The sequence below is a fragment of the Paenibacillus sp. CAA11 genome (assembly GCF_003060825.1).
Lineage (GTDB): Bacteria > Bacillota > Bacilli > Paenibacillales > Paenibacillaceae > Fontibacillus.
In genome coordinates, this window is the sequence record NZ_CP028922.1 from 1,965,636 (window position 1) to 1,991,041 (window position 25,406).

The window sequence follows — 25,406 nt, forward strand, 5'->3', positions numbered from 1 at the left end:
TCCTCCTAATGCTGCTCCTAAAGACCTGTGAATCGTGAGTGACCGTAATCTGGAAGCGGGGCATTAATAAGGAGTATACCATACCGAAAGAGGCAAAAACAGCTTTTGCAGGAAGATTGGGCCAAGTCAAATGGGGCTACGGGACAGGAGCCAAACTTAGGATATCGATAGTATAACCAGAACATACAGCAAGGGATGTGCTCGCCTTTTGAAGCAAATGAAAGCCTATTTTACATTCGTTAAGCCTTATAAGAAATGGATTATTCTAACTTTATTAATCGGGATGTTGAAGTTCGGGATTCCATCACTGCTGCCGCTGGTCCTCAAGTATGTTGTGGATGACCTGCTGATGAATGGCGCGTTGACGGCAGCTCGGAAGATCAATCACCTTCTGCTCGTGCTGGGGGGATCCCTGTTCTTATTTATCGTTATTAGAGGGCCTGTAGAATACTACCGGCAGTATTTCGCCCAGTATATAACGGCAAAGATTCTGTTCGATCTTAGAAATAAGCTGTACGAGCATCTTCAACGTTTATCTCTCCGGTATTATCAAAATACTAAAATAGGCGAGATTATCTCAAGGTTCATTAATGATGCCGAGCAGACGAAGAATATTGTGGAAGTCGGTTTAATGAACGTCTGGCTTGACCTGTTTACACTCGTATTTGTTCTCGGGTTCATGCTCTATTTGAATCCCGTTCTCACCTTGGTAGCGATCGCGGTTCTACCGCTATATGCGCTGTCGGTAAATTTGCTGTATAAGCGGCTGAAGAAGCTGACCAAAGACCGCTCTGCTGCACTTGCAGGGATTCAGGCCTACCTTCATGAACGAATGCAGGGAATTTCGGTCATCCGCAGTTTTGCATTGGAACGGCATGAGCAGAAGCAGTTTGCGGGGATTAACGGAAACTTCTTAAAACGGGCGATGGCGCATAGCCGGTGGAACGCATGGACTTTTGCCATCATCAATACTTTAACGGATATAGCTCCGCTCCTGGTCATTGGTTATGGCGGCTATGAAGTCATACAAGGGAATTTGACTCTGGGGACATTTGTGGCCTTCTTCGGGTATTTGGACCGTCTGTATGCGCCATTAAGGCGTCTAATTAACTCCTCCACCGTGTTAACACAGGCCTCAGCTTCGTGGGAGCGTGTTATTGAGCTCCTCCGTGAGCCTTACGATATGACAGATCTCCCTGAAGCGAAATTGCTGAAGCCCGGACCTGCGGGTGTGGTGTTTGATAAGGTCTGGTTCAAGTATAACGACTCTGGAGATTGGGTGCTGAAAAATATTTCCCTAGACGTTACACCTGGACAAACTGTGGCCTTTGTAGGAATGAGCGGTGGGGGCAAGTCCTCGCTCGTTGGATTGATCCCGAGATTTTATGACATTCAGAAGGGGACAGTGAGCGTGGGAGGGGAAGATGTTCGTAAGCTGACCATGCACAGCCTTCGCAGCGGAATTGGCATGGTGCTGCAGGAGAACTTCCTGTTCAGCGGCAGTGTGAGGGATAATATTCTACTCGGGCGGCCAGATGCTTCTGAAGAGGAGATTATTGCTGCGGCACAGGCGGCCAATGCACATGATTTCATCATGCAGCTGCCTGATGGTTACAGAACAGAAGTGGGAGAACGCGGGGTTAAGCTGTCAGGGGGGCAGAAGCAGCGGATTGCGATTGCCCGCGTGTTCCTGAAGAATCCGCCCATTCTTGTGCTGGATGAGGCAACCTCTGCACTGGATCTGGAGTCCGAGCATCTGATTCAGCAGTCTCTGCAGAGGCTGTCCCACAGCAGAACAACGTTAATTGTTGCTCACCGCCTGTCTACCATCACCCATGCCGATAAGATTTATGTGATGAAGAATGGGGAGGTAGCAGAGTCGGGAACCCATGAGGAATTAATGCTGCAAGCTGGTGTGTATGCCCGTCTTTATAACATTCAAAATTTGAGCCCTGAGGATGCACTGCTCTAAATAGTGAAGGTGCTATAGGGATAAGGTCCAGCGATAAAAAAGCCAGCCTTCTATGTTCGTAAATCACGAGCAAAGAAGGCTGGCTTTGTATTTAATCTAAGGGTCTTTGTCCGTTGACTTAAGCTTTCCCGATGAGTAGGGATAGCAGGCCTGCAGCAATGAGGGGACCTACCGGAACCCCTTTGAAGAAGGCGACCCCGATCACGGTCCCGATCAGCAATCCGGCGACAACAGTCGGCTGGCTGCCCATTAAGGTCGCTCCTCGTCCGCCTAAATAAGCAACGAAGATGCCAATGCCGATAGCAAGCAGAGATTTCCAATGCAAGAAAGAGCCCATCAGCTCAGACGGGGATATTTTGCCGCTCGCTACCGGAGTAAGGACTCCGATGGTAAGGATTAGAATACCGAGCGTCAGCCCGTACTTCTCCAACCAGGGAAAAGCTGCTGACAGGTGGGTTACCCGAAGCAGGAGCAGGACAAGCACGGCTACGGTTACCGGCATATTGCTGCTGAACAATCCTAGTGCTGCCAGCAGCAGGAGCAGTAGGGAGGTGATATCGACTTGGGTCATAAACGGGAAGCCGGACTTTTCTGTTCGGCCAGCTTGCCGGCAATATGATTGGCGATAAGGCTGCCGTGACCCCGCCCGGTCTCGATAAACACTTCATTGGCGTTGCGTCCGGAAGCTACGACCCCTGCAACATACAGTCCCTCTACATTACTCTCCATTGTCGCAGGGTCAAAGACGGGCTTATCAAGATCTGCTGACATTTGAATCCCAGACGCGCCAAGGAGTCCGCGATCCGGCCGGAAGCCGGTCATGGCGAGGACGAAGTCATTGGCAAGCTGTTCTTGGCTGCCATCCTCCATAGATTGAACCACGACAAAATCATCTTCAATCCGTATCACAGCAGACCGGGTACGTACCTGAATGTCTCCTTTGGATACTGCACTATCAAAGATAGGTCTAACCCATGGCTTGATGTTGCCGGACAAGTCTTCTCCGCGGTAGATGACCGTGACTTCAGCACCAACACGGCGCAGCTCCAAAGCTGCATCGACAGCGGAATTACTTCCTCCGATGACCGCCACCTTCATCCCCGCATAAGGATGCGCTTCGCGGAAATAATGAGTAACCTTGTCGGAATCCTCGCCAGGAATACCGATCATATTGGGATGGTCAAAGTATCCTGATGAGATGACGACATGACGAGCATGGTGTTCACGCGGTCCGCCAGACCGGCGATTCGTACGAATGATAAAGGTGCCGTCCGGCTGCTTCGTAATCTGTTCTGCTTCTTCGTACGCAGCGATCCGCAGCTTATAATGTTCCGCGACCTTCCGGTAATAGACCATGGCTTCATGGCGAAAAGGCTTGTCGTTCGGTGTAGCAAAGGGAATACCACCGATCTCAAGCAGCTCTGCGGTGCTGAAAAACTGCATATTTACTGGATACAAATAAATGGAGTGAACAATATTGTGTTTCTCCAGGATGAGCGTCGATAGTCCGCGCTGCTTACATTCAATAGCGGCAGACAGCCCGCAAGGGCCTGCGCCGATAATAATTACGTCTTCCAAGATGACTCCTCCTCAAACGAGCGTTTTTCCAATTCACATAACTATTTTATCGTATCGTATCTGCTGGGGAAAAACCAGAAGTTGACGAAATAATGAGGATTAGATTATTATCTAATTAGATAATGAATAAAATTAAGGGAGTGATATGCATGCAGCTGGATAAGCTGGTAGCTTATCATAAGATTTTAGGAGATCCTACCCGTCTACGGATGCTTTATATACTTGCAGAAGGGGAGTGCAGCGGCCAGCAGCTGGCCGAGCGCCTGAATTTATCCCAGCCTACGATCACTCACCATGCTTCAAAGCTCCGGGAAGGCTCTTTGATCAAGGAGAGAAGGGATAAGAATACGGTGTATTTCTCGTTAAATCCGTATTTTATTGAAGCGGGAGCTGCTGATACTTTGAAGTTTATACTTCATGACAAAGGAGGAAGTGCTGAGATGGAGACATCTGCTGAGACGATTAAACAGTCTGTATTGCGCAATTTTTTTGCCAAAGATGGGCGTCTTAAACAGATTCCGGCACAGCTCAAGAAGAAGCTGATTGTGCTTGAGCATCTGGCTGGGCAGCTTGAGCAGGGTCGGAAATATAAGGAACGAGAAATTAATGAATTTATTAAGAGGTATCATGACGACTTCGCCACACTCAGGAGAGAGCTGATTATGCAGCGGTTTATGTACAGAGAAGATGGAATCTATGAGCTCAACCCTGTGGAGATGTGGGCTTCCTGGCAGACTTTGAAATAAGCCCTGAGAGTATGTGAATTTTCTAAGGCAGTTCATAGAGCTGTGGATCAACCTTGGTAAAAAAGGATATAATAGTATTGAAAACGCTTCCTATCATGCAGGGCAAAGGAGGTAACGATCATGCTATTCTGGAGAAAAAGGGTAAAGAATGCTGCTCCTATTGAAGCTACTTTGGACGATATTCGCAAAGCTGTACTTCGCTATGAGGACGAAATGCCAGACTCGGTAAACCGGTTAACGTTAGTGCAGACAGACGGAAGCTTGGACTTAAGCCGGCTCACCAGGTACTTAGGCGGTGTAAGTGAACGTAAATTTTATGTATCTAGAGAAACATTTGAAATATTCACGGAAGAAGACCGGCATATACCATACTATCTTGATTTGGTGCAGCTTGCCGTTGATGACTATGTGAATGAGACAGGCAAGCTTCCACTGAAGCCGAATTCTAATGATCAAGAGGTAGACTACAGAGTATTGGTTCAAGGACGTTATTTAACCGAGATCCCACCGATCAAGCTGTACATTACCGGTCAGGAAATGATGCTCAGTCATCGGGCTCCTCTAGCCGGAAATTTAACTGCTGCCCGTTCGATTGAACCGATAGTTCCTGAAGCAAGAGCTTAGTTTAGGAGAACAGACTTAAAGCATAACCGGGCCGGGCAGGTGAGCTGCTCCCCCGGCTTTTTTTTGCATGTTCTTCTCATCCGTTCTACAATGGAACCTGGTTTATAAGTTCTTTAAGCAGGAAGGATGCGAGGAAGCAATGAATGCAACAGCCATCATATTTGACCTGGACAATACGCTGATGGATCGGGACGCGACCTTTCGGCAATTCACTGAACAGCTTGTAGAGGAGCTGCTCATGGAGCTGAATCCGCAGCAGCGGAAAGATTGGATCGATTATATTATTGAATCGGATGCAGATGGCTATCGGGATAAGGATGGCTTCTTTCAGGAGCTTGTTGACAAGCTGCCATGGGCTCAAGCGATGGATCTAGGGAAGCTGCGTTCTTTTTATGACGCTAATTATATGAATCATGCCAGAACGATGAAGCATGCAGTAGAGCTGCTTGAACATTTAAAGGAACAAGGCTATAAGCTGGGATTGCTTACGAACGGATATACCTTGCTTCAGAATGGTAAAATTGATACCCTTCAACTTCGACGTTTTTTTGATCAAATTGTCATTTCCGAGGAGACAGGTTACCGTAAACCGGATGAGCGTATTTATCGAATCGCTTTGGAGCGGCTGGGAACGTCTGCGGATGAGACACTAATCATAGGAGATCATCCGGAGAATGATATATGGGGGGCTGCGCAGGCTGGAATTCGCGGAATTTGGCTTCGACGCAATCACACATGGAGCGACCGGCTGCAGGGACGTCCGTGGCAGGAAATAAGTGAGCTGGATGAAATTGTGACCATACTGGGCCAAGAGATATCTTAAGGAATTGTAATTTATACATACAATATTCAACCCTGGTGCGGGATAACCATGTAAAAAGTGATATAATGTTGAGACTATTGTTTTTTTGTTGATATATATAGTAAGTAGTATGCGACAAAAGGGGGGAACCCCATGGGAGAACGTACGGAGCTATCATGGAGGAAAAATCTTTATGTATTGTGGGCAGGAGTATTCTTCTGCAGCAGCGCCTACTCGATGGTAATTCCGTTCCTGTCTTTGTTTTTGAACAAGGATTTGGGCGTTGAGAAGAACCTGTCATTTTGGTCAGGGATCATGTTTGGAATTACCTTTCTTGCGGGAGCGCTGATCGCTCCGTTCTGGGGCTCGCTATCTGACAAATACGGGCGGAAGCCAATGCTGCTTCGCTCGGGGTTTAGTCTGGTTGCAGTGTACGTACTGATGTACTTTGTACAGGATCCGTTTCAGCTGCTATTGGTTCGAATTTTATCAGGCCTTCTGTCGGGGTACGTACCTTCGGCAATCGCACTGATTGGGACGAATACGCCAGATAAGCATGTGGGCTACGCTTTGGGCATTATGTCCACCGCAGGGGCTTCAGGAGGAATTGTGGGTCCGATGATTGGCGGAGTACTGAGCAAATATGTGGGCTATAGGGAATGCTTCCTGATTGCAGGCGCGTTCGTACTGGTCTCATCGCTCATCGCCTGGATTGGAGCACATGAGCAGAATTTCAATCGCAACCGGGTGCGGTCGCATGTGCTTGATGATTTGAAGGAGGCTTCGGCTAATCGTCCTTTAATGCGTCATCTTGGCGTTGTATTGATCATTACTTCGTCTGTGATGGTTCTTGAGCCGCTGCTAACCATTTATGTGCTGAATCTCGGCTCATCCCATGATGATGCTTCACTCAGCTCAGGGATTATATTCTCTGCCGTAGGCATTGCTACGGTGATCGCTGCGCCGATCTGGGGAAGAATCGGTCAGCGCATCGGGTATCGCAAAACGCTGATGATCGGCCTTCTAGGCGGCGGAATAGGCAATGTACTGCAGATCATATTTCATAACCTATATGGATTCGGGATTCTCAGGTTCGTCTACGGGCTGTTCTTTGCGGCTGTATATCCTGCGCTCAATGCGCTGATCGTGCAGGCTACTTCGTCCGACTTCCGAGGGCGTGCGTTCAGCTTGAATCAGTCTGCCAATCAGCTCGGAAATATGATGGGACCGATTGCCGGGGGAGCTCTTGGCGGGATCATTCCGATTCCGGTCGTTTTTGTGCTTAATGGACTGCTTTTGGCTTTTACAGCCGTTATCTTGAAGCTGAAGGAAGCAGGAGGCAAGCTCCGGCTCCGGAGACCAGACAGCAGTCAGGACAATCATTATGATGCATAGTTCATGACTTATCACTAAGCAGGATCAGTTTCAACCGGACAAAGTTTTTTCAAACTTTGTCCGGTTTTTTTTGCGTTAAATTACCGGGATATGCCTGTTTTCTTCAAGTGAAAAAAAGAGAGTCCATGTGAATGGCGATGAAGAGTGTCATAGAAATGATATAGGTGTCGTTTTATCAAGGATTTCTACTGCTCTGCAACCAGTTTAAAACAGTATAGAACGGTTAAATAAGAAATACCATAGTGGAAAAGAGTTCCTGTATCAATATGAAATATAACTACTAAGGATAAGAGGTGCGATCATGGCAATAGACCGTTTTATTCTCAGAAAGTTGGAGAACTGCCCCCATGAGGCGATGCGCCGCAACTTACTATATCTGTTCATGATCCGTATAGAAAAGGCTTGGAATAAAGAAGAGGCTCACCAAACCGCGGGATAATGCGATCAGTGAACCTCTTCAATTCTAGCATTCATCATGGGATGTCCAGATTAATAGAGAGACAACGCAAGGCTGTCAAATTCGCTTTTGCTGTGTAAAATGGCTTCAGAGCCTTCGATTTCAATACTAATTAACGTATTTAAGCATTTCTTCAAAGCGTTTTTGCCATTGCGGAACTTGTTCTCCAGTGCGGTGGTTAGGAGCTTAAGTGTACGCTGCACCGGCTGCTTGTTCTCGCTGCTGAAATAGACGGGAACGAGATTGTTTTGAAAATTAATTACGATTCTCACTCTAATCACCTCTATACAGTTGGTTCATATTAATCATTCTAACCTTCAATTCTTAAAAATAGCTTAAAATAACATTATAAATTACTAAATCCTGAAGAACATGGAGAGAGACGGCAGGCTGTCTCTCTTTTGCTGTTTACCCGCAATCTTAAGAATTGACACACGGCTAGGATGTTAATTGTTTAACGGATGAGGGAGTTTGTAGGTTTCATTTTCTTGATAAACTGAGTACTTATTCCTATTTTTATGGGTAGGATGTATTGAATTTACAGTTATCACCAACCGAAATGGGGGGTACTGGTGGTATGATAAGAGAAAAGAAACAAAGGAAGGGTTGCTTTGATCATTACTTTGCTCATGGAGCATTCGGACCAGGGGCCGATAGATATAGAATTTCCAGAGAAAATCACAGCGGGGGAGCTCCGAGGGCAATGTACCGAGCGACTTGCCCGAAGCGAGGCTGCTTCTTCACGTCATTATATATTAGAAGGAAAGACTGCGGAGGGAGCGTGGTTTCCCATTCCTGATGATCTTCAAATGTCCACGACCGGGCTTACGGACGGCTGCTATCTACGGCTGAAGGCCACCTATAGCACGGCACCGGAGGAATTAGCTGAAGATTCAAGACGCAGTCTGTTTCAAACGAGATAATTATGGTTATCTATCATGATTCGATGATTACTGCAAGAAGAAACAGAGGTGGCACTAGATGAGCCATATATTTCAGAGATCTCCCAGAATAAGAGGCCAGATCAAAGAGAAGGCACTGCTGGTACCCGAGCCGCCGCAAATGATGCCGCGTCCAAGGATAAGCGCGGCTTCCTACGCGGCCCCTTCGGTTCTGGTTCTTATCGGAGCCGGATTGTGGGGAGTAGGCCAGATCGGCAAACCTTTATTTTGGAATCAACAAGGATTGGGGGTTACTCTGTTTTGTCTGGGGCTGATCTTTGTAATTGGCCTGCCGTTCGTTAAATTGCGCCGGCAAAATAGGCTCTACTTGGAGGATGCTGAGCATCGGGAGCGGACATACCTGGACAACCTGAAGCAGCTGGAGGATGAGCTTCAGCGCTATCAGGAAGAGCAGCTTGCTTCTCTTCTGGAGGTCCATGCCGATCCAGAACGTTGTATGGCGGTTGTAAGACGCCGTTCTCCATCGTTGTGGGAGCGGTCAACCCAGGACGATGATTATTTGCATATTCGGCTAGGCACGGGAAGTATAACATCTGCTAGTAAGCTGATTCTTCCTAAGGGGCCATGGAGTAATGAGACCCTTCGCAAGCAAGTTGAAGACATGGCTGCTAGCTATGAGACGATTTCTCCGGCGCCAATTGCGGTTCCTATAAAGCAGGCAGGCGTAATAGGAATCGTAGGAAGCCGTGCGGATGTGCTGCAGATGGTTAGATCCATGTTGATTCAGCTGACAACCAGGCATGCGCCTGATGAAGTTGAGCTGAGTGTCTTCTTCACAAAATCCGAACGGGAAGAGTGGAGCTGGATGCGTTGGCTTCCCCATATATGGGACGCGAAGCAAGACCATAGACGCATAGCTGATGAAGATCAGCTGGATGCACTCGCAGAGGACCTCTGTCGGCAACTGGCTTCTTCGGAACCGAATCGGAAAGCGGTGGACCGAGTTGTCGTTATTTCAGAAGCCAAGGCGCTTCAGAGCGATCTATTGTATCGTCTGCTCATAGATAACGCAGAGCATGGACGAGTCATTCCAGTTGTTCTGGCAGACGCCGTAGACAAGCTGCCCCGTGAATGCGGCTTAATTTTGGAATGCGCCGAAGGTATGGAAACCTATACTTTTAAGCGTTCTGGAGCGGGCATCGAAGTGGGATCTTTCCGGATGGATGAGGTAACAAGCGAGCAAGCGGATCGTTTTGCACGGGTGATGGCCCCTATTCGGCTTAAGCGCAGTGATGAGGCGGAGCTGCCGGGATTTCTTACGCTGTTCGACCTTCTTAAGGCCGGCAGAGTGGAGGAACTGAAGTCTGTAGAGCGATGGCAGCATAATCGCTATCCTACCCGCCTGCCCGTGACATTGGGTTATCGTAAAGGCGGTAAGCCTTTTGTGCTGAATCTGCATGATCGGCTGGATGCCGAGGGACATGGTCCACATGGTCTGATTGCTGGCACTACAGGCTCAGGTAAGAGCGGGTTGCTGCAAAGTCTGGTTGCCGTAATCGCTGCGAATTATCACCCGCATGATGCAGCCTTTCTAATGATCGATTATAAGGGAGGGGGCATGTCGGGGCCGCTGCGTCATTTGCCGCATGTTATCGGCTCGCTGACAAATCTTGATGGTAGGATGGTGGCTAGAGCTAAGACAGCGCTTAGAGCAGAGCTGATCAGACGGCAGAAGCTTCTTCAGGAAGCAGGCTATTTTGAACATATTGATGATTACTACCAGTCTGGTGCTGCACTTGGACCACTGCCGCATCTATTTGTCATCGTGGATGAATTCGCTGAGCTAAAGCGCGATTACCCTGATTTCATTGATGAACTGGTCAGTGTGGCCTCGATTGGCAGAACACTGGGGCTTCATTTAATTCTCTCCACTCAAAAGCCCGCGGGTGTTGTGGATGATAAAATATGGAGCAATGCCAGATTTCGGATCTGTCTTCGGGTTGAAGAGGAAGCGGACAGCCGTGATATGTTAAAAGCTCCTCATGCCGCTCATATTACCATCCCCGGAAGGGGTTATGTCCAGATTGGCTCCGGTGCTCTAGAAGAAGTACAATTCGCATGGAGCGGAGCTAAATGTCCTGAAATTTCATTACAAGGGCAAGCAGAATGGACGCTTTACCGCGTGCTTCTCTCCGGGGAGAGAGAGCCTTGGACCTTGCCTAACAAGGAGACAGCTTCAGCTGAAGCAGGATCGCAGCAGATGATCCGGCAGGTGGAGGCTGTGGCCTTATATGTCTCAAACCTTGCGGAACAGGAGGAGGTTCACCGACTTGAGGGCCTCTGGCTTCCTCCGCTTCCGGAGCGTATTAGTCCATCACAAATGGAGTCTGTTCCTCCTGCCTCGGGACTTAGCGCATGTGTCGGATTGGTTGATAATCCTGCCGGACAGCGGCGGTTTCCGCTGGAGGTTGCTCTTGACCAAGGAAATTTTGCGCTATATGGTATTCCGGGCTCAGGCAAGACGACTTTTGTACAATCCATGCTGATGTCGCTGTCATCCAGGTACAGCCGAGGCGAATGGTGCGGATATGTGATTGACATGGGCAGAAATCTGGACAATTACGCTGATCTGCCGCAAATTGCAGACCTCTTGACTCCAGACGATGAGGAGAGACTCAGCAGGTTGTTCAAGTTTCTGAAGAGAACGGTTGAGCAGCGTAAGCAGCAGTGGACTTCCGCTGGCGTTAAGACGCTTGAAGCCTATCGGGAGAGCACGGGGAAGCTGCTGCCTTATTTGCTTGTGATCATTGATGACTACTACGCCTTCCGAAGCAGGCACCCTCAATTGCAAGAGCCATTGGATGAGTTGCTCCGGGAAGGGATGGGCTCAGGCATTCGCTTTGTACTGACGGCTTCCAGATTGGCTGATATTTCCGAGAAGACCCGTACCGGTATTTCAGACGCCTGCGCGCTTGCACTTGCCGATCCGGGAGACTACTACCATATTGTAGGAACCGTGGTTAAGCCAGGTGAGACTGTAAGAGGGCGCGGACTGATTAAAGGCCTTCCTCCCCTTGAGTTCCAAACTGTGCTCCCAGTGGATGAAGACGGCACAAGCGACACACTTGCTTCACTACAAGCAGCCATTGCAAAGCTTCAAGAACAATGGGAGGGGCCGAAATATAACCGGATCCCTACGCTGCCGGATAAGATTGCTTTAAGAAGCCTTATGCCGATCGGCGAAATGCCAGATGTGAGGCCGCAAGAGGTTCCGGTTCCGTTGGGACTGTATACGGAGGATTTGTCTCCTTTTTATTTCCAGCTGGATAACGGTCCTCACTTTGTCGTTGGGGCTCCTATGGCGGGAGGGAAAACCTCCTTTTTGCAGAGTGTGATTCTATCTTTAGCTTGGCGTATTTCTCCTGATCGTCTGCGCATCTTCACCTTGGATTCACGCGAGCGGGGTGCAGGGAGTGAAGGCTTGGGCCTGTTGACAGGACTGCCCCATGTGACAGCTTCTGCATCGGGACCCGGCGGGGCTGCAGAATTAATCACTCGTCTTGAAGAGGAGCTGAGAACCGCAGCAGATCAGGAGCCAAGCCGGATACATTTGCTCGTTATAGATGATGCGGACCTGCTGGCCAAAAGACTGCAGGACTTTGCAGTAAAGGACCGGCTGGCTGCTCTTCTTAGAGAGTCTAGAGAGCGAGGACTGTATAGTGTTCTCTCCGGAATTCCTCGGGACTTTCCGACCTTCGGCGTAGATTGGTTTACGGAAGCTATGGCCTGCCAAGCCGGATTTTTATTGGGAACCCGTGATCCTGCAGATCTGTCGGTTTTCAGGATTCCAATTACGGAGTCATCGGCAGGAAGCGGCGAGCTTCCAGTGCTTGAACCTGGTCAGGGATATTATGTGGACCGGAGACTAGAGCGTATCAAAACGGCATGCCCCTTTGATCGGATTTGGACGCCGGATATGTGGATGACGAAGATTCGCGATCATTGGACAGTTACCGTACAAAAGGAGGTGACGGAATGCTGACGGCCAACGCACTTCAGAAGGATGTTATTACACTAGATAGCAAAGAGCTGTTTTTCTTGGCAGGTATTTTGGGGTCGGATCGACTGCTGGGAGTGGAGGATCCATTCCAGGGCAGTCTTGCCGATGAAATTGCAGCGGAATGGGAGGCGGTCAAATCCTCCCTGCTGCAGAAGGAATATTTGTCTCAAGGAGAGACAGATGCGGATTTGTCTATGCCGGCTCATGTGTTCTCCCGGGTGGCGATTGCCGGACTTGCCGAGCGGGCTTGCTGGGTCCGGTATAAGAATGAAGCTGAAGAATTTAAAGGCTATGTGCACATTACGGACGAGAGGGTTGTAGAATCCTCTAAGGAAAGCGAGACAAGCACCACCTACCGATTAAGGGAGCTTGGCAATGTACAAGAGGCTTGTGCTTCGCTGGTAGAGCGAATGAAGTGGCGGGATGAATCCCCTGCAGATCTTCCTGCACTGCTCTTGTCCAAGAAGCAGCTGCGAGAGCTTTACCAGCTTCCAGAGCTGCAGTTGGAGCAGGTCAGCTCTGAGCTGGCGAAATCTACAGGCGACGTTGAAGGCTCATGGGCTTTGGCGAAGTGCCTGTGTCAGAGAAAAGCGGAGGGTGAGCTCCAGCTCTCCGTCTGGGATGGAGAGCAGTGGGAGACTCAAGGGGCTGCATTTATTGTAGGTGAGACGATGAATTGGTTGCTGCGCATGAGTATGAAGGATGAGGAGGATTGGCTGATTGCCACCCCTGCTACTCGTCAACAGCTTCATGACATGCTGCTTGTATGGTTTGAACATCAGTCGGAAACGGAAGAGGGATGATGACATGCGTATAAGTTTAGAAACCGAACTGCTGGGAAAAGCAGGAGAGAAATTACGCCTTGGGGCTGAGGAGTTAACAGGTCTTATGGAGCAGCTAAACCGGCTTATGCCTATGCTGGAGCAGGAAGCCCAGAGAGGTGGCGAAGCGGCTTTAAGCAGATGGGAGCAGGCCAAACGGCTGGCAGCTAAGGTAAGCGAAGCATACCTTCAGTTTAGTGAGGCACTTCGCGCGCGAACCGAGGCTTTTGTGGAGGCCGATCAGGCTTATGGCGCGGCTGTTGAGCAGCCCGTGCTGCCTGCGGTTATTCTGTTTAGAGCGCTAGGCCTTGGAGCTGAAACCCTAATCCTGCCGGTCCATGGCCTGTCACCCGGCGTAATTTCAGATCCTCTGTCAGCAGTCCACGCAGTTTGGTTAAAGTCTAAGAACGAGGATTCGCCTTCCTCCTCCGGCGCTTCACGCTCTTCAGCTTCGCATGAGCATAGTGCTCCAGTTCTTATGCCTACAGATGGCGGCAGATCTGAGAAAGTTGTCCCCCTTCGAAATCGGAAACAGCTGCTTAGGGAAGCGGCCTTAAATCCGCAGGTATGGAGCTTTGCAAATCCGGCAGCGGGATTATAATTTGGCGATTGTGATGTAGTTCTTTGTTTGATTAAGTAAACACGAGGGTAAACCGTCAATGTCTATGGTCAGCGCGGTTACCCTCTTTTGGAGGTATCTGTATGTCTGATAGAGTTCATCTTAATCCTGAGCAGATTGAGAGTATAGCCCGGCAATTTATGCAGGGTAAAGAGAGAACCCGGCAAATTAGCTCGGATCTCGCGCTTACAGTGCAGAATTTAGAGCAGGAATGGGAAGGCGTATCCAAGCAGCGTTTTATGCAGGATTTTCAGGAAGCTGACAGACAGATGCGGGCATTGGTTCATACGCTTGAGGCCATTGGCCTTGAGCTTAGCGCACTGGCTCATAAGTTCCGGACGATTGACCAAACGCGATGATTGCTGCACTATAGACAAAATGGTGGGACACGTAAACATAAACATAGCTATAAGTTTTGATGATGCGTGTTCTATTTTACATAGGTTTTTGAATAAACCGCGTGTTGAATTCCTGTTACTTATCTAGTTACTTATTGTGAAAGAAAGAGGGAAGCTTATATGGCATTTCAGCCAAATCCGGGCGACGAGATTATCATCAATGGAATAACTTATTGCATCGGAACGCATCCTGCGGCTCCCGGAATGGCCTACGCCCAAGTAGGACGACAGGGCGCTGTATACCAACTTGTGCCCAAATCAGGGGACCTGTCCTCTGCAATGGCTTTAAAAATTTTTCTTCCGAAGTTTCGGATTCCTTCGCTGGTCCATCAATCTGAGATGATGGAGCGTTATGCCTCGGTTCCGGGACTTCGCGTGTGTAAACGAGAGGTGCTCACGCCTGAGAGGAACGCAGAGCTGATTGCGCAGTATCCGGATTTGCTTTATGCGGTTGTGATGCCCTGGATTCATGGTTATACCTGGATGGATGTGATTACTACCCAGCAGGAGCTGAAGGCAGAGGAAAGCCTCAAGCTGGCAACTGCGCTTGCCGGTGTGGGTTCGGCGATGGAACAGCGGGGCGCTGCGCATACCGACTTATCGGCGCCTAATATTATATTTAACGGCGCAGAATCATTGGTTTTGGAGCTGGTGGATGTTGAGCAGCTTTACAGCCCTCGTCTGGACCCGCCGGAGTTCTCATTGTCTGGTTCGCCAGGGTACGCTTCTTATGAACATCTGCGCTCTGCAGGAAATGCATGGAATCCGTATGCTGACCGCTTTGCGGGGGCCGTTATACTTGCGGAGATGCTGTGCTGGTGTGATAGAGAAATCCGCGAAGCCGCCTGGGGAGAAAGCTATTTCGATTCTAATGAGCTGCAGGAGCAAGGATCGCGCTACAAGCTTATGCTGGAGAAGCTGGAGAAGCTGTGGGGAGCTCAGGTTGCCGAGCTGTTCAGAAGAGCTTGGAACAGCCTGGATGCCAGAAATTGCCCTACGTTCGGCGAGTGGCTGGTAGTCCTTAAGGGACTGAGCGCAGAAGGCGATAAGGACCAGGCTGAACAGCTGACGGACGAGCCTTCAAGCAAGATTTCTTCGAGGCTGGTGGCTCTTCCAAGTACGATAGAGAGCTTTGAACAACCTGAGCTGCCTTCCAATACTGCCGCTTATGGCAAGGAGGCCAAGGCAGCACTGCTGATGGAGCGGGCTAGGCAGCTGGAGCATGCTGGCCGCTTGGATGAGGCGCTTCAAATCTATCGCGAAGCTCATGGGCAAGCGGTGGCTGGAGGATCGCTTGCCCATGAGCTTGCGGCAGCCATTGCTGAGCTCGAGGAACCAACACCCGAAGCTGATCCAGAAGAGGGCGGAAATCCGGCCGCTTCGGTGGTAGTGCCGGAGATAGCGGCTTCTTCGGAAGGAAAGACCCGCTCGGCACGAGCAGAGAAGCGCTGGTTCGTTCGCTGGCCGATCCTCGCTGCCGCTGCAGTTCTTCTGCTTGGGGCGGCAGCTCTGCTTGCAGTTTTGAATGGAGAGGGCATCTTCGGCTCGAAGAATTCCTCCTCCTCCAAGACAGCAGCAACACAGAAGATCGAGGAAGAACAACAGATTGAAGCAAACCAGAAAGCTGCTCAGGCTGCTGCTGAAGCCCAAGCTCAAGCAAAAGCTAACGCTAACGCTGAAGCGAAAGCCCGTGCTGAAGCGGAGGCCAAGACCAAGACTGAGGCTGAGGAGACTAAAGCCAAAGCAGATGAGCAGCAGCGCGCGTTGGCTGCACAGAAGCTGAAGGAAGAACAGCAGGCGAAGCAAAAGGCCGAATTGGAAGAGAAATATAAGCGTCAGGTAGCATATAACAACTATTTGGCATGGAAGAAGGAACGGGATGAACGTCTGGCTAAGGAGAAGCTGGCCAAGGAGGAAGCCGCCCGCAAGCAAGCTTTAGAGCGGGAGCTGAAGGAAGTGGAACGAAAGCGCAAGGAGAAGGCTCTTCAAAAGCAGCGGCAAGAGGATGTTGTGCTCATGATCGCTTACTATAACTCAGCTTATAATGCTCAGAAGACGGGCAGTGCGGATACAGCCAGATCTTACGCTATGCAGTTCCTTGAGGTTTATGACAAAGATCCGAAATACTATGTGAAAAATGCGAAGGTGGCCAAAAGAGTGGGCCACATCTATAAATTAATTCAGAAGTCGACCTACGAGCTGCCTAATGTATAGTCAGCCTAAAGAAAGATGTGTAAAGAACGGCTAGAGAGAAGGAGAGGGACATGAGTTATACGGTTCAGGCGTCACAGCGTACACCCGCACTGATCATTTACTTAATTGATGTCAGCGCCTCGATGAATCTGCTGATGGATGGGCGGCGGAGAATAGACATTGTGTACGAGGGCTTGACACAGGCCATAAGGCAGATGGTCTTTCGCTCCACTAAAGGCACACGGCTTACTCCAAGGTATCGTGTGGCTATTCTAGCTTATAGTGACGAGGTATACGATCTGCTTGGGGGAGTCAAAGGCATTGATGAAATTGCAGCATTTGGAACTTTGCCTGAGCTTTCGCCGCGCAGATTTTCCGATATGGCGAAAGCCTTCAAGCAGGCAGAGAAGATTCTGCTTGACGAGCTGCCTGCGATGCAGCACTGCCCAGCTCCACTGATCTGTCATATGACAGATGGTGTAGCGACAGGGGAAGATCCGGAGCCTATTGTACAGCGTATTATGGGGATGGGGAGTCCTGATGGCAGAGTACTTGTGGAGAACATCTTTATTTCCGACCATCTTCTGGAGTCGCCGTTAGGCGATCCAAGGAGATGGCAAGGAATTCAAAGCGATACAGGGCTTAAAGACGAGCATGCGGAAAAGCTGAGAAGGATGTCTTCGGCTCTCCCTGAAAGTTATCGCGAAATGTTGGAGGAAGCGGGTTACTCTCTAACACAGGGAGCCCTGATGATGCTGCCTGGAAGCTGTGCGGAGCTGGTCTCCATTGGTTTCCAGATGTCCGCCGCAACACCGGTACGATAGGAGGGAATTGATGGCGCCAGCATTCAGAAGAAATCGACAGATGCAGCAGGGGAAGTTTATGTGGACATGCGAGCAGCTGCAGGTTCAGCCCTTGACCATTTACAGAAGAAATGAAATTACTTGTAAGTATGCCTACAGCCCTTCTGCAGATTCTTTGTTTGTCGGAGATGCCGGTCAGGATTATGCGGCTATTTGTGTGGATAAGGAGGACATCGTATTTGTGCTTTGTGATGGAGTGTCCTTAAGTTACCGCGGTGATTTCGGTGCTCGTTTTCTGGGAGAACGTCTTCTTTCCTGGTTATGTGAAGAACCAGCTCCTTCGGCAGAAGGGCTCAGATGCCAGCTCGCTGAGATTGCGGATGCCGCTTCCCAGGCGATTAAAGAACTTCACATTCCAACCCATCTGCCTCAATTGCTTCGGGAAGTGCTCGAAGAGAAGCGTTCCATGGGCACTGAGGCCATGTACATATGTGGGCGTGTCCGGCTTCCCCGGCCAAGCGCTCCAGGAAAGCTATGGCTTGGCTGGCAGGGAGATGCCCGGGTACGGATGTGGGAGCATGAGGGGGAGATCCGTTTAGCCGAGCTTACTTCATTTTGTACGGCAGACCGCTGGTCAAGCCGGGAGAAGAGCCCACAGGATGATCCATACATCGCCGAGTTGCCTTTGAGTGCAAATGATCCAAAGTCCCTGCTCATCTATAGCGATGGATTCAAGGCACTTGATTCCTTGAACCTTCCTCCAATGGATCAGGAGGTCTATGCAGTGCTTGATGCTGAGATGGATAGGGGACTTGAGGATGATGCTTCCCTGCTGCTCCTATCTTGGGGCAGAGGAATGCGGCCAATAGTCCAAGAAGGAGCGGCGAATACAGTAAAATAAATGATGCTATGAAGCTTCCGGCTGCACTTGTGCAGCCGGCTTTTTTGCGCTTAGGAAAACAATCTGTCCAATTGAGGTTGATTTTCCCAGATGAAATGTATATAGTGTATATATACACTTCAGACGAGGCTAGGATGGGACGGTGAATGATGAACCTATTAATTTCTCAGTCTTCCGGTGAAGCGATCTACTCGCAAATCGTGAGACAGATCCGGCAGGCTATATTGTCCGGACAGCTGGAACCGGGAACGTCACTACCCTCTATTCGCCAGCTGGCTAAGGAACTGCAAATTAGTGTTATTACCACGAAGCGGGCTTATAACGAGCTGGAACAGGAAGGTTTGATCGATTCCATTGTGGGCAAAGGGTCCTTTGTCTCCGGAGGAAGTCAGGAGTTCATGCGCGAACAGCAGCTGCGAATTCTTGAGGAGAAGCTGAAGGACATATTGAGGGAGTGCAGAAGCCTTTCTGTCGGAACGGAAGAGCTGATTGAGATGATTACATTACTGGAGAAAGAGGGAGAGCAAGTATGAAGAATGCCATCGAAGTACGTGGCCTAGGAAAAAAATACGGAGCATATGCCTTGTCGAACGTATCCTTTGATGTGCCAAAGGGTTACATTACAGGGTTGATTGGTCCCAACGGAGCAGGAAAGAGCACAACGATCAAAATGATTATGGGAACTGTTCTCCCGGATCAAGGGAGTGTCACAGTATTTGGACAGCGTGTGGTACCAGAAGACGGTACGGTTCGCGATAAAGTCGGCTTCGTATCCGACGAAAATATCTTCTACGACTATTTAAGTATGGATCAAATGAAGCGAATCGTCGCCCCATTCTATTCCCGCTGGAACGATGATATTTATGATAAATATATGACACTGTTTGAGCTGCCAGGGAAGAAGAAGATCAAAGATTGCTCCAAGGGAATGAAGATGAAGTATGCCATCGCGATCGCATTGTCACACCAGCCTGAGCTGCTTATTATGGATGAGCCGACCGCAGGTCTTGACCCGGTCTTTCGGCGGGAGCTGCTGGACTTGCTTGGCGAATATATTATTGATGAGCATAAGAGCATTTTGTTCTCTACGCATCTGACGGCAGACTTGGACCGTGTAGCTGACTATATCACTTTCCTTAACAAAGGCACGCTTGTATTCAGTGATAGCAAGGAGGAAGTGACTGAGCGTTATGTGATTGCTAAAGGCCCTAAGGAGCTGCTGGACAGGGATGTACAGAAGCAGTTCGTTGGCTTAAGAGTAACGGATTTCGGCTTCGAAGCATTGGCAAATAACCGCGAACAGGCAGAAAGCATATTCGGAGACCGCGTAATGTATCAGCAGCCTACGCTTGAAGATATCATGTATTTTACAGCGAGAGGAGATAAAACTCATGTCTAACGTCATAAACTTAATCCGTAAGGACTTTGTGCTATTTCAAAAATATATATGGATTGTGCTAATCTATTTATTTATTTTCTCCAATAACGGATTAACCTCTGGAATGATTCCAGGTATTGTCGTGGTCTTAGTTGTAGGGATGGAGCTGAAGACAAGCAACCAGCAGTTCTTGCTTACCCTGCCGTTAAACCGCCGCCTGCTCATTATCGCCAAGTATATTTCGTCCATATTCTACGCCCTATGCGGCTTGATTCTCTCTGTGCTGGTGAGTATAGGGTTTGATTATTTTCGGAATGGCAGTTATAGCTTTAGTATAACTGAGACGAGTATCATGCTGTTTATTGTCATTTTCCTCACCTCTGTCTATTTGCCATTATCTTACTGGCTTGGGTTTAAAGGAGCGCAATATCTGAATATTGTTGTCATTATCGTGATTCTATCCATGAGTAGTATTGTTTCAAATATTATTGCGGATCCGGATTCCTCTTCTGTGATCCATTGGATTGCTGACCATCAGGCAGGATCAGTTATGTTTGCGGGCGCGGCATCCTTGCTGCTCTTGGTGATATCCTATTTCATTTCATTTACTATTTTTACTAAAAAGGATTTTTAACTGGCGGTTCATGAATTTGAATGGATGTTGATTAATGAGCACCTCTTTTTGGGTAATCTTGAAACAGACAGCTAAACTGCTAAGTCGAGCTATCAGTTTACAATAAAAGGAGCGTGTATGCATGTCGGAAATTCAAAATCAACGTCTTCGTTTCCAAGGGAAAACAGCCATCGTCACGGGAGCAGGTTCCGGCATCGGAAAGGCGACAGCCATCAGGCTTGCCAAAGAAGGAGCTAAAGTAGCGCTCTTTGATAAGGATAATGAACGAACCCGGTCCACCGAGCATGAAATCAACCAAATTTTCCGGGGGGTCTCCCGTTCCTTCGATGTGGATGTCTCCGACCCTGTACGGATGGAGGCGGCTGTGAATGAGGCGGCGGAATTTTTCGGGGGCATTGATATTTTGTTCGCGAATGCCGGGATTAATGGAGCATGGGCCCCGATTGAGGAAATGAGCTTTGAAGATTGGGAGCGGATTATTCGAATCAATCTGAACGGAACTTTCTTGTCGGTAAAATACGTGATTCCGCATATGAAGAAACAGGGGGCAGGCAGCATCATCATCACAAGTTCTATCAACGGTCTGGACAGATTCGCCGGCTGGGGCTCCTCCGCATACAGCACCACCAAGGGCGGGCAGGTCGCGTTTGGCAAAATGGCGGCGCTCGAGCTGGCTAAGTTCAAGATTCGTGTCAATGTGATTAGTCCAGGAGCCATCGCTACGAATATTGACGAAACGACAAGAAAGAGCGATGATTTAGAAGAGATCGTCATCCCTGTGGAATACCCGGAAGGCAGCCAGCCGCTGGCGAACGGACCGGGCCAGCCCGAGGATGTCGCCGACTTGGTCGCTTTTCTAGCCTCGTCGGAATCCAAGCATATTACGGGAGCCCGAATTCGCATTGATGGTGCAGAAGCTTTGCTGTAAGCATTTATGGCATCATGACATTTGCTGCCTGGCCATGAGACTGCTGTCTTTGGGGACCTGCATAAGGAGAGATGACCCATGCTGTCTTGGCTGGCTGAACAGAGGATTGAAGAAGCGATGCGGCGCGGAGAATTCGAAGGGCTGCCTGGTAAGGGCAAGCCGGTAGAGATTGAGGATCTCTCACATGTACCTGAAGAGCTCCGCGTAGCTTATAAGATTCTTAAGAATGCTGGAACGCTGCCCGAGGAGCTGCAGCTCCAAGGAGAGTGTATAAGGTTAGAAGATTTGATTGCGGCCTGTGAGGACAAGAGCGAGAGACAAAAGCTTCACAGACAGCTTAATGAGAGGGCCCTGCGTCTGCGGATGCTGCTTGAACAGCGGGGACTGCAGGGGACGGAAGTATACGCACAGTATGGCACTGCTATCCGCAGCAGGCTTAACCAGAAGACAAATGAATGAGAACCCAGCCCGGATATACCCGGGCTGGGTTCTTGATCGTTTGTAGAAGGGCGCTCAATGTGGCAGAAGCTGACGAATCATGGATTCACTGAGCACAAAGGGGGTCTTCGATATGTGATCCAGCTGGAAGCCTTGAACCAGATCAACGGCTGCTGTCTTCTCGGGACGGTCGATGAGACCAGAAATGTAAGCCAGCCAGCCAATTACCGTCTCGGGGCGGGTTCCGGCCTTTCGAAGTGCAGCCAGGCCCAAATCTCCATGCCGCTTGGCCAAACGGTGTCCATCTTCGCCTAGAATCAGCGGAGCATGGGCAAATTGCGGGGGCTGGAGCCCAAGAGCCTTGTAAAGAGCAAGCTGCCTAGGCGTGGAGTCCAGCAGATCGTCGCCCCGCAGCACATGCGTGATGCCCATGGCTGCATCGTCCACCGTCACTGCGAGCTGGTAAGAATACATACCGTCTGCACGCTTTACGACGAAGTCGCCCCCGCTTCCCGGCTGGAAAACTTGAACACCTGCAATTCCGTCTACAAACGTGAACGCTTCAGCTTGCAAACCAAACCGTGTAGAGGGGTTCTTCAATTGAGATTTTGCCTGCTGTTCTTCTCTAGTCAGATTTCGGCAGGTACCGTTGTAAACAGCGCCTTCGGAGGAGAGGCCATGCGGCGCTCCTGCGACACCGAGGAGATCGGCCCGGCTGCAGAAGCAAGGGTAAAGGCGGCCCGCTCTCTGTAAAGTTTGAAGCGCTTCTTCGTATTTCTCCAGCCTCTGACTCTGAAGATAAGGACCGTAAGCTCCGATGGTTTCCGGCCCCTCATCCCAGCCCAGGCCCAGCCATTGCAAATCTTGCAAGATGCCTTCTGTAATGCTGGGCTTGGATCGCTGCAGATCAATGTCCTCAATCCGGAGAATGAATTCACCATCGGCCGCGCGAACCTGCAGCCAGGAAAGAAGCGCAATTTTGGCATTGCCCAGATGCATGTGGCCTGAAGGGGTCGGGGCAAAACGTCCGCGAATCATAGCAGTTCACTTCCTCGTATCTATAAACAATATGTTCATTTATTATACTAGGCTGGGCTATTAAAACAAAGCCGTAGGCCAAGGAGGCTAAGCCTTTGACAGGCCGCCGGAGCTGCTTATATGATTAGAGCACACAGATGCCTGAGCAAGGCATAGAGGAAATATCCAGAGGAGATTTAGTAATGAACTTACCCATAGAAGCATGTCTGCCAGAGCTGAAGACCGTGCTCGGGCAGGGAAGAAATGCCGTGCTGCTGGCTGAGCCCGGAGCAGGGAAAACAACGAGGACCCCGCTAGCGCTTTTGCAGGAGCCTTGGATGGAGGGAAAGAACATCCTATTGCTGGAGCCGAGAAGACTTGCAGCCCGCTCGGCAGCCGCCTTTATGGCTAGACAGCTTGGAGAAGCTCTCGGTGAAACCGTCGGCTACCGGATTCGGCAGGAGAGTGTGACAAGCAAGAAGACCCGAATCACGGTGGTCACCGAAGGCATATTGACCCGTATGCTGCAGAGTGATCCGGCTCTCTTGGATACAGGGCTCATTATCTTTGATGAATTCCATGAGCGGAGCCTGCACGCTGATTTGGGACTTGCCTTAAGCCGGCAGAGCCAGGAGCTGCTGCGGGAAGATTTAAGGCTGCTAGTCATGTCAGCCACACTGCACGCCGATCCTGTGTCAGAGCTGCTGGGAGGAGCGGCGGTGATTCGAAGCGAGGGGCGGGCTTTCCCGGTGGAGACCCGATATTTGCAAGCTCACAGTACGCTGCCGATGGACGAGCTGATGGGCCGAACGATTCAAGCAGCTCTTCAGGAACATGAAGGAAATATTCTTGCTTTTCTACCGGGAGTCAAAGAAATTCATCGTACGGAGCAGTTCCTTAGAGGAGCGATTTCTGCGGAAGTTCTGATTGCCCCATTATACGGCAGTCTCTCTCAGGAGGAGCAGCGCAAGGCTATTGCAGCTCCTGGAGCTGGCAAGCGCAAAGTGGTTTTGGCGACCTCCATCGCCGAATCCAGCCTGACCGTGGAGGGGGTCACAGTGGTGATTGATGCCGGCCTCCGCCGGACCCAGCTGTTCTCGCCGCGAACCGGCATGGGCCGCCTGGTTACCGTCCGGGCGGCGAAGGATTCTGCAGACCAGCGGCGAGGCCGGGCTGGACGAACGGCGCCCGGCATCTGCTACCGTCTCTGGACCGAGGCGGAGCACCGGGCTTTGCCGGAAGCAACGCCTCCTGAGATCATGGAGGCGGACCTGGCGCTGCTTGCGCTGGAGCTCGCCGCCTGGGGAGTGAAATCCCCGGCCGAGCTGGCGTGGATTGACGCGCCGCCGGAAGCAGCGTACAGGCAGGCGGCAGACCTGCTGCAGCGCCTGGAGGCGGTCGATGCCAGTGGGACGCTCACGCCGGAGGGCCAAGAAATCGCGCGTCTTGGCATACATCCGCGGCTTGGCCGGATGCTGCTTGCGGCAAGGCCCCATGGCTGCATCCGGCTGGCGTCGCTGCTCGCGGCGCTGTTGGAGGATCCGCGCGTGCTTCGCGCCGCAGACCCGGACGCGCGAAGCCGGCTGGAACAGCTGCGCCAAGCCGAAGCAGCGCAGCTGCCAAGACAATCAGAGCTTGGCGCGATGCTTGTCCAGGCCAGAGAATGGGCTGGCAGGCTGAGCGCCGCTGGCGAGTCTTTGCCCAGCGCCGCCAGGGCGGAAGAGCTGTGCGGACTGCTGCTTTCCTACGCTTATCCGGACCGGATCGGCCAGAGGCGTCCGGACGGCCGGTATTTACTGTCAAACGGAAGAGGGGCGGCCTTCCCAAGGACGGGCACTTCGGCCGCCGGGCCCTATATTGTAGCTGCCGAGTTGGATGATGAAGGCGCCGAGGCGAGGATCACTTTGGCCGCACCGCTTGAGGAGGCGCTGCTGGAACAGGAATGGCACAGCCGAATGACAGAGGAGGAACGGGTACAGTGGAACCCGGACACAGAATCCGTGCAGGCTTGGCAAGCCCAGCGTCTCGGAGCGATTGTGTGGAAGGAGCGGCCCATCGCCCAGCCCTCGCCTGAGGCTGTTCAGCGTGCACTTCTGCAGGCTGCGGCGGAATCAGGCCTTAGTCTGCTGCCATGGACACCCAAAGCAAGGCAGCTCCAGCAGCGCATCCAGTTCTTATCCCATTACTCGGATGGGTGGCCAAGTGTATCAGATGAGGCACTGGGGATACAAATCCATGAATGGCTGGGTCCTTATACGACCGGCTTTAAACGGAAGTCCGATTTGCAGAAGCTGAATTTGTTCACCCTGCTGCAGAACCTGCTTAGCTGGGAACAGCAGCGGGAACTGGAGACAGAGGCCCCTTCCAGCTTTGTTGTACCCAGCGGTTCAAGGATTACGATACATTATGGGGAGGGATATGAGCCCCATGCCGCAGTACGGCTTCAAGAGGTGTTTGGGCTGCTCAGCACTCCGCGCCTCGCCTTCGGACATGTACCGCTGCTTCTGCACTTGCTGTCGCCAGCAGGGCGGCCGGTGCAGGTTACGGCGGATTTAGGAAACTTCTGGAAGAGCACTTATTTTGATGTGAAAAAGGACCTTAAAGGCCGATATCCTAAGCACTACTGGCCGGATGACCCGATGGAGGCAACGGCAACTCGCCGGGTGCGTCCGGAGAAATAATTCCAGGGCTGCCAGGTTAGTTCTGCGGATGTGTGGGTAATGAAGTTTGTATACTCTCA

At 50.6% G+C, this 25,406-nt stretch carries 24 protein-coding genes; 20 read left to right on the plus strand and 4 right to left on the minus strand.

The genetic code is table 11. The features are described 5' to 3' along the window. Positions 1 to 208 precede the first annotated feature (208 nt). Positions 209 to 1,972 carry an ABC transporter ATP-binding protein gene (locus DCC85_RS09300; RefSeq protein ID WP_108465338.1) on the plus strand — a complete coding sequence of 588 codons (1,764 nt, stop codon included), beginning with the start codon at positions 209 to 211 and terminating at the stop codon, positions 1,970 to 1,972. 118 nt (positions 1,973 to 2,090) lie between these two features. On the opposite strand, the gene DCC85_RS09305 is transcribed toward DCC85_RS09300, so the two are convergent. Continuing rightward, on the minus strand, positions 2,091 to 2,543 hold the full coding sequence (locus DCC85_RS09305; RefSeq protein ID WP_108465339.1) for a DUF441 domain-containing protein: 453 nt from the start codon (positions 2,541 to 2,543) through the stop codon (positions 2,091 to 2,093). After that, entirely contained in the window at positions 2,540 to 3,550 is a 1,011-nt protein-coding gene (locus DCC85_RS09310; RefSeq protein ID WP_108465340.1) for a YpdA family putative bacillithiol disulfide reductase, read from the minus strand. Before DCC85_RS09310 ends, DCC85_RS09305 begins: the two co-directional genes overlap by 4 nt. 149 nt (positions 3,551 to 3,699) lie before the next feature. Here DCC85_RS09310 and DCC85_RS09315 point away from each other — a divergent pair, with 149 nt between their 5' ends. From DCC85_RS09315 to DCC85_RS23155, 5 genes are all read left to right on the plus strand, one after another. Next, positions 3,700 to 4,296: a DUF2087 domain-containing protein gene (locus DCC85_RS09315; RefSeq protein ID WP_108465341.1), complete on the plus strand. Its 597-nt coding sequence runs from the start codon at positions 3,700 to 3,702 to the stop codon at positions 4,294 to 4,296. 120 nt (positions 4,297 to 4,416) lie between these two features. Continuing rightward, the gene (locus tag DCC85_RS09320; protein WP_108465342.1) at positions 4,417 to 4,920 is read left to right on the plus strand and encodes a DUF3939 domain-containing protein; all 504 of its coding nucleotides are present in this window, start codon (positions 4,417 to 4,419) and stop codon (positions 4,918 to 4,920) included. Between the two features lie 139 nt (positions 4,921 to 5,059). After that, positions 5,060 to 5,743, plus strand: a complete 684-nt coding sequence (locus tag DCC85_RS09325; RefSeq protein WP_108467786.1) for an HAD family hydrolase — start codon at positions 5,060 to 5,062, stop codon at positions 5,741 to 5,743. 132 nt (positions 5,744 to 5,875) lie between these two features. Continuing rightward, a complete protein-coding gene (locus DCC85_RS09330; protein WP_108465343.1) occupies positions 5,876 to 7,117 on the plus strand; it encodes an MFS transporter in 1,242 nt (413 codons plus the stop codon). Positions 7,118 to 7,418: 301 nt separating this feature from the next. Beyond that, complete coding sequence (locus DCC85_RS23155; RefSeq protein WP_199909991.1) at positions 7,419 to 7,556, plus strand: hypothetical protein; 138 nt, start codon at positions 7,419 to 7,421, stop codon at positions 7,554 to 7,556. A gap of 50 nt (positions 7,557 to 7,606) precedes the next feature. Here DCC85_RS23155 and DCC85_RS09335 read toward each other — a convergent pair whose 3' ends face one another. After that, positions 7,607 to 7,846, minus strand: coding sequence for a hypothetical protein (locus DCC85_RS09335; RefSeq protein ID WP_108465344.1), 240 nt, complete (start codon positions 7,844 to 7,846; stop codon positions 7,607 to 7,609). 339 nt (positions 7,847 to 8,185) lie between these two features. Here DCC85_RS09335 and DCC85_RS09340 point away from each other — a divergent pair, with 339 nt between their 5' ends. From DCC85_RS09340 to DCC85_RS09400, 13 genes are all read left to right on the plus strand, one after another. Continuing rightward, entirely contained in the window at positions 8,186 to 8,497 is a 312-nt protein-coding gene (locus DCC85_RS09340; protein WP_108465345.1) for a hypothetical protein, read from the plus strand. Between the two features lie 58 nt (positions 8,498 to 8,555). After that, positions 8,556 to 12,518, plus strand: a complete 3,963-nt coding sequence (gene essC / locus DCC85_RS09345; RefSeq protein WP_108465346.1) for a type VII secretion protein EssC — start codon at positions 8,556 to 8,558, stop codon at positions 12,516 to 12,518. Then, positions 12,512 to 13,339 carry a hypothetical protein gene (locus tag DCC85_RS09350; RefSeq protein ID WP_108465347.1) on the plus strand — a complete coding sequence of 276 codons (828 nt, stop codon included), beginning with the start codon at positions 12,512 to 12,514 and terminating at the stop codon, positions 13,337 to 13,339. Before essC ends, DCC85_RS09350 begins: the two co-directional genes overlap by 7 nt. 4 nt (positions 13,340 to 13,343) lie before the next feature. Continuing rightward, positions 13,344 to 13,958: a WXG100 family type VII secretion target gene (locus DCC85_RS09355; protein WP_108465348.1), complete on the plus strand. Its 615-nt coding sequence runs from the start codon at positions 13,344 to 13,346 to the stop codon at positions 13,956 to 13,958. 101 nt (positions 13,959 to 14,059) lie between these two features. Then, positions 14,060 to 14,335: a WXG100 family type VII secretion target gene (locus DCC85_RS09360; RefSeq protein WP_108465349.1), complete on the plus strand. Its 276-nt coding sequence runs from the start codon at positions 14,060 to 14,062 to the stop codon at positions 14,333 to 14,335. 159 nt (positions 14,336 to 14,494) lie between these two features. Further along, entirely contained in the window at positions 14,495 to 16,588 is a 2,094-nt protein-coding gene (locus DCC85_RS09365; RefSeq protein ID WP_108465350.1) for a serine/threonine-protein kinase, read from the plus strand. A 50-nt stretch (positions 16,589 to 16,638) separates the two neighbouring features. Then, complete coding sequence (locus DCC85_RS09370) at positions 16,639 to 17,391, plus strand: vWA domain-containing protein (RefSeq protein ID WP_108465351.1); 753 nt, start codon at positions 16,639 to 16,641, stop codon at positions 17,389 to 17,391. Between the two features lie 10 nt (positions 17,392 to 17,401). Next, positions 17,402 to 18,271 (plus strand): protein phosphatase 2C domain-containing protein, encoded by an 870-nt coding sequence (locus DCC85_RS09375; protein WP_108465352.1) that lies wholly within the window; start codon positions 17,402 to 17,404, stop codon positions 18,269 to 18,271. A 149-nt stretch (positions 18,272 to 18,420) separates the two neighbouring features. Beyond that, on the plus strand, positions 18,421 to 18,804 hold the full coding sequence (locus tag DCC85_RS09380; RefSeq protein ID WP_108467787.1) for a GntR family transcriptional regulator: 384 nt from the start codon (positions 18,421 to 18,423) through the stop codon (positions 18,802 to 18,804). Beyond that, positions 18,801 to 19,670 carry an ABC transporter ATP-binding protein gene (locus DCC85_RS09385; RefSeq protein WP_108465353.1) on the plus strand — a complete coding sequence of 290 codons (870 nt, stop codon included), beginning with the start codon at positions 18,801 to 18,803 and terminating at the stop codon, positions 19,668 to 19,670. Before DCC85_RS09380 ends, DCC85_RS09385 begins: the two co-directional genes overlap by 4 nt. After that, positions 19,663 to 20,283 (plus strand): ABC-2 transporter permease, encoded by a 621-nt coding sequence (locus tag DCC85_RS09390; RefSeq protein ID WP_108465354.1) that lies wholly within the window; start codon positions 19,663 to 19,665, stop codon positions 20,281 to 20,283. Before DCC85_RS09385 ends, DCC85_RS09390 begins: the two co-directional genes overlap by 8 nt. Positions 20,284 to 20,404: 121 nt before the next feature. Next, a complete protein-coding gene (locus DCC85_RS09395) occupies positions 20,405 to 21,211 on the plus strand; it encodes an SDR family oxidoreductase (protein ID WP_108465355.1) in 807 nt (268 codons plus the stop codon). 78 nt (positions 21,212 to 21,289) lie between these two features. Further along, positions 21,290 to 21,670, plus strand: coding sequence for a DnaJ family domain-containing protein (locus tag DCC85_RS09400; protein WP_108465356.1), 381 nt, complete (start codon positions 21,290 to 21,292; stop codon positions 21,668 to 21,670). Between the two features lie 54 nt (positions 21,671 to 21,724). On the opposite strand, the gene gluQRS is transcribed toward DCC85_RS09400, so the two are convergent. Then, complete coding sequence (gene gluQRS, locus DCC85_RS09405) at positions 21,725 to 22,687, minus strand: tRNA glutamyl-Q(34) synthetase GluQRS (protein ID WP_108465357.1); 963 nt, start codon at positions 22,685 to 22,687, stop codon at positions 21,725 to 21,727. A gap of 182 nt (positions 22,688 to 22,869) precedes the next feature. Between gluQRS and hrpB the strand changes: the two genes are divergently transcribed. Next, positions 22,870 to 25,347, plus strand: a complete 2,478-nt coding sequence (hrpB, locus tag DCC85_RS09410) for an ATP-dependent helicase HrpB (RefSeq protein WP_234414397.1) — start codon at positions 22,870 to 22,872, stop codon at positions 25,345 to 25,347. The last annotated feature ends 59 nt before the right edge of the window (positions 25,348 to 25,406 follow it).

Coding starts and splice junctions, on each gene's coding strand:
- DCC85_RS09385 (WP_108465353.1), top strand. CDS start 18,801: ATGAAGAATGCCATCGAAGTACGTGGCCTAGGAAAAAAATACGGAGCA.
- DCC85_RS23155 (WP_199909991.1), top strand. CDS start 7,419: ATGGCAATAGACCGTTTTATTCTCAGAAAGTTGGAGAACTGCCCCCAT.
- DCC85_RS09380 (WP_108467787.1), top strand. CDS start 18,421: ATGAACCTATTAATTTCTCAGTCTTCCGGTGAAGCGATCTACTCGCAA.
- DCC85_RS09355 (WP_108465348.1), top strand. CDS start 13,344: ATGCGTATAAGTTTAGAAACCGAACTGCTGGGAAAAGCAGGAGAGAAA.
- DCC85_RS09365 (WP_108465350.1), top strand. CDS start 14,495: ATGGCATTTCAGCCAAATCCGGGCGACGAGATTATCATCAATGGAATA.
- DCC85_RS09325 (WP_108467786.1), top strand. CDS start 5,060: ATGAATGCAACAGCCATCATATTTGACCTGGACAATACGCTGATGGAT.
- DCC85_RS09370 (WP_108465351.1), top strand. CDS start 16,639: ATGAGTTATACGGTTCAGGCGTCACAGCGTACACCCGCACTGATCATT.
- gluQRS (WP_108465357.1), bottom strand. CDS start 22,687: ATGATTCGCGGACGTTTTGCCCCGACCCCTTCAGGCCACATGCATCTG.
- DCC85_RS09395 (WP_108465355.1), top strand. CDS start 20,405: ATGTCGGAAATTCAAAATCAACGTCTTCGTTTCCAAGGGAAAACAGCC.
- DCC85_RS09360 (WP_108465349.1), top strand. CDS start 14,060: ATGTCTGATAGAGTTCATCTTAATCCTGAGCAGATTGAGAGTATAGCC.
- hrpB (WP_234414397.1), top strand. CDS start 22,870: ATGAACTTACCCATAGAAGCATGTCTGCCAGAGCTGAAGACCGTGCTC.
- DCC85_RS09305 (WP_108465339.1), bottom strand. CDS start 2,543: ATGACCCAAGTCGATATCACCTCCCTACTGCTCCTGCTGCTGGCAGCA.
- essC (WP_108465346.1), top strand. CDS start 8,556: ATGAGCCATATATTTCAGAGATCTCCCAGAATAAGAGGCCAGATCAAA.
- DCC85_RS09315 (WP_108465341.1), top strand. CDS start 3,700: ATGCAGCTGGATAAGCTGGTAGCTTATCATAAGATTTTAGGAGATCCT.
- DCC85_RS09350 (WP_108465347.1), top strand. CDS start 12,512: ATGCTGACGGCCAACGCACTTCAGAAGGATGTTATTACACTAGATAGC.
- DCC85_RS09400 (WP_108465356.1), top strand. CDS start 21,290: ATGCTGTCTTGGCTGGCTGAACAGAGGATTGAAGAAGCGATGCGGCGC.
- DCC85_RS09330 (WP_108465343.1), top strand. CDS start 5,876: ATGGGAGAACGTACGGAGCTATCATGGAGGAAAAATCTTTATGTATTG.
- DCC85_RS09375 (WP_108465352.1), top strand. CDS start 17,402: ATGGCGCCAGCATTCAGAAGAAATCGACAGATGCAGCAGGGGAAGTTT.
- DCC85_RS09320 (WP_108465342.1), top strand. CDS start 4,417: ATGCTATTCTGGAGAAAAAGGGTAAAGAATGCTGCTCCTATTGAAGCT.
- DCC85_RS09390 (WP_108465354.1), top strand. CDS start 19,663: ATGTCTAACGTCATAAACTTAATCCGTAAGGACTTTGTGCTATTTCAA.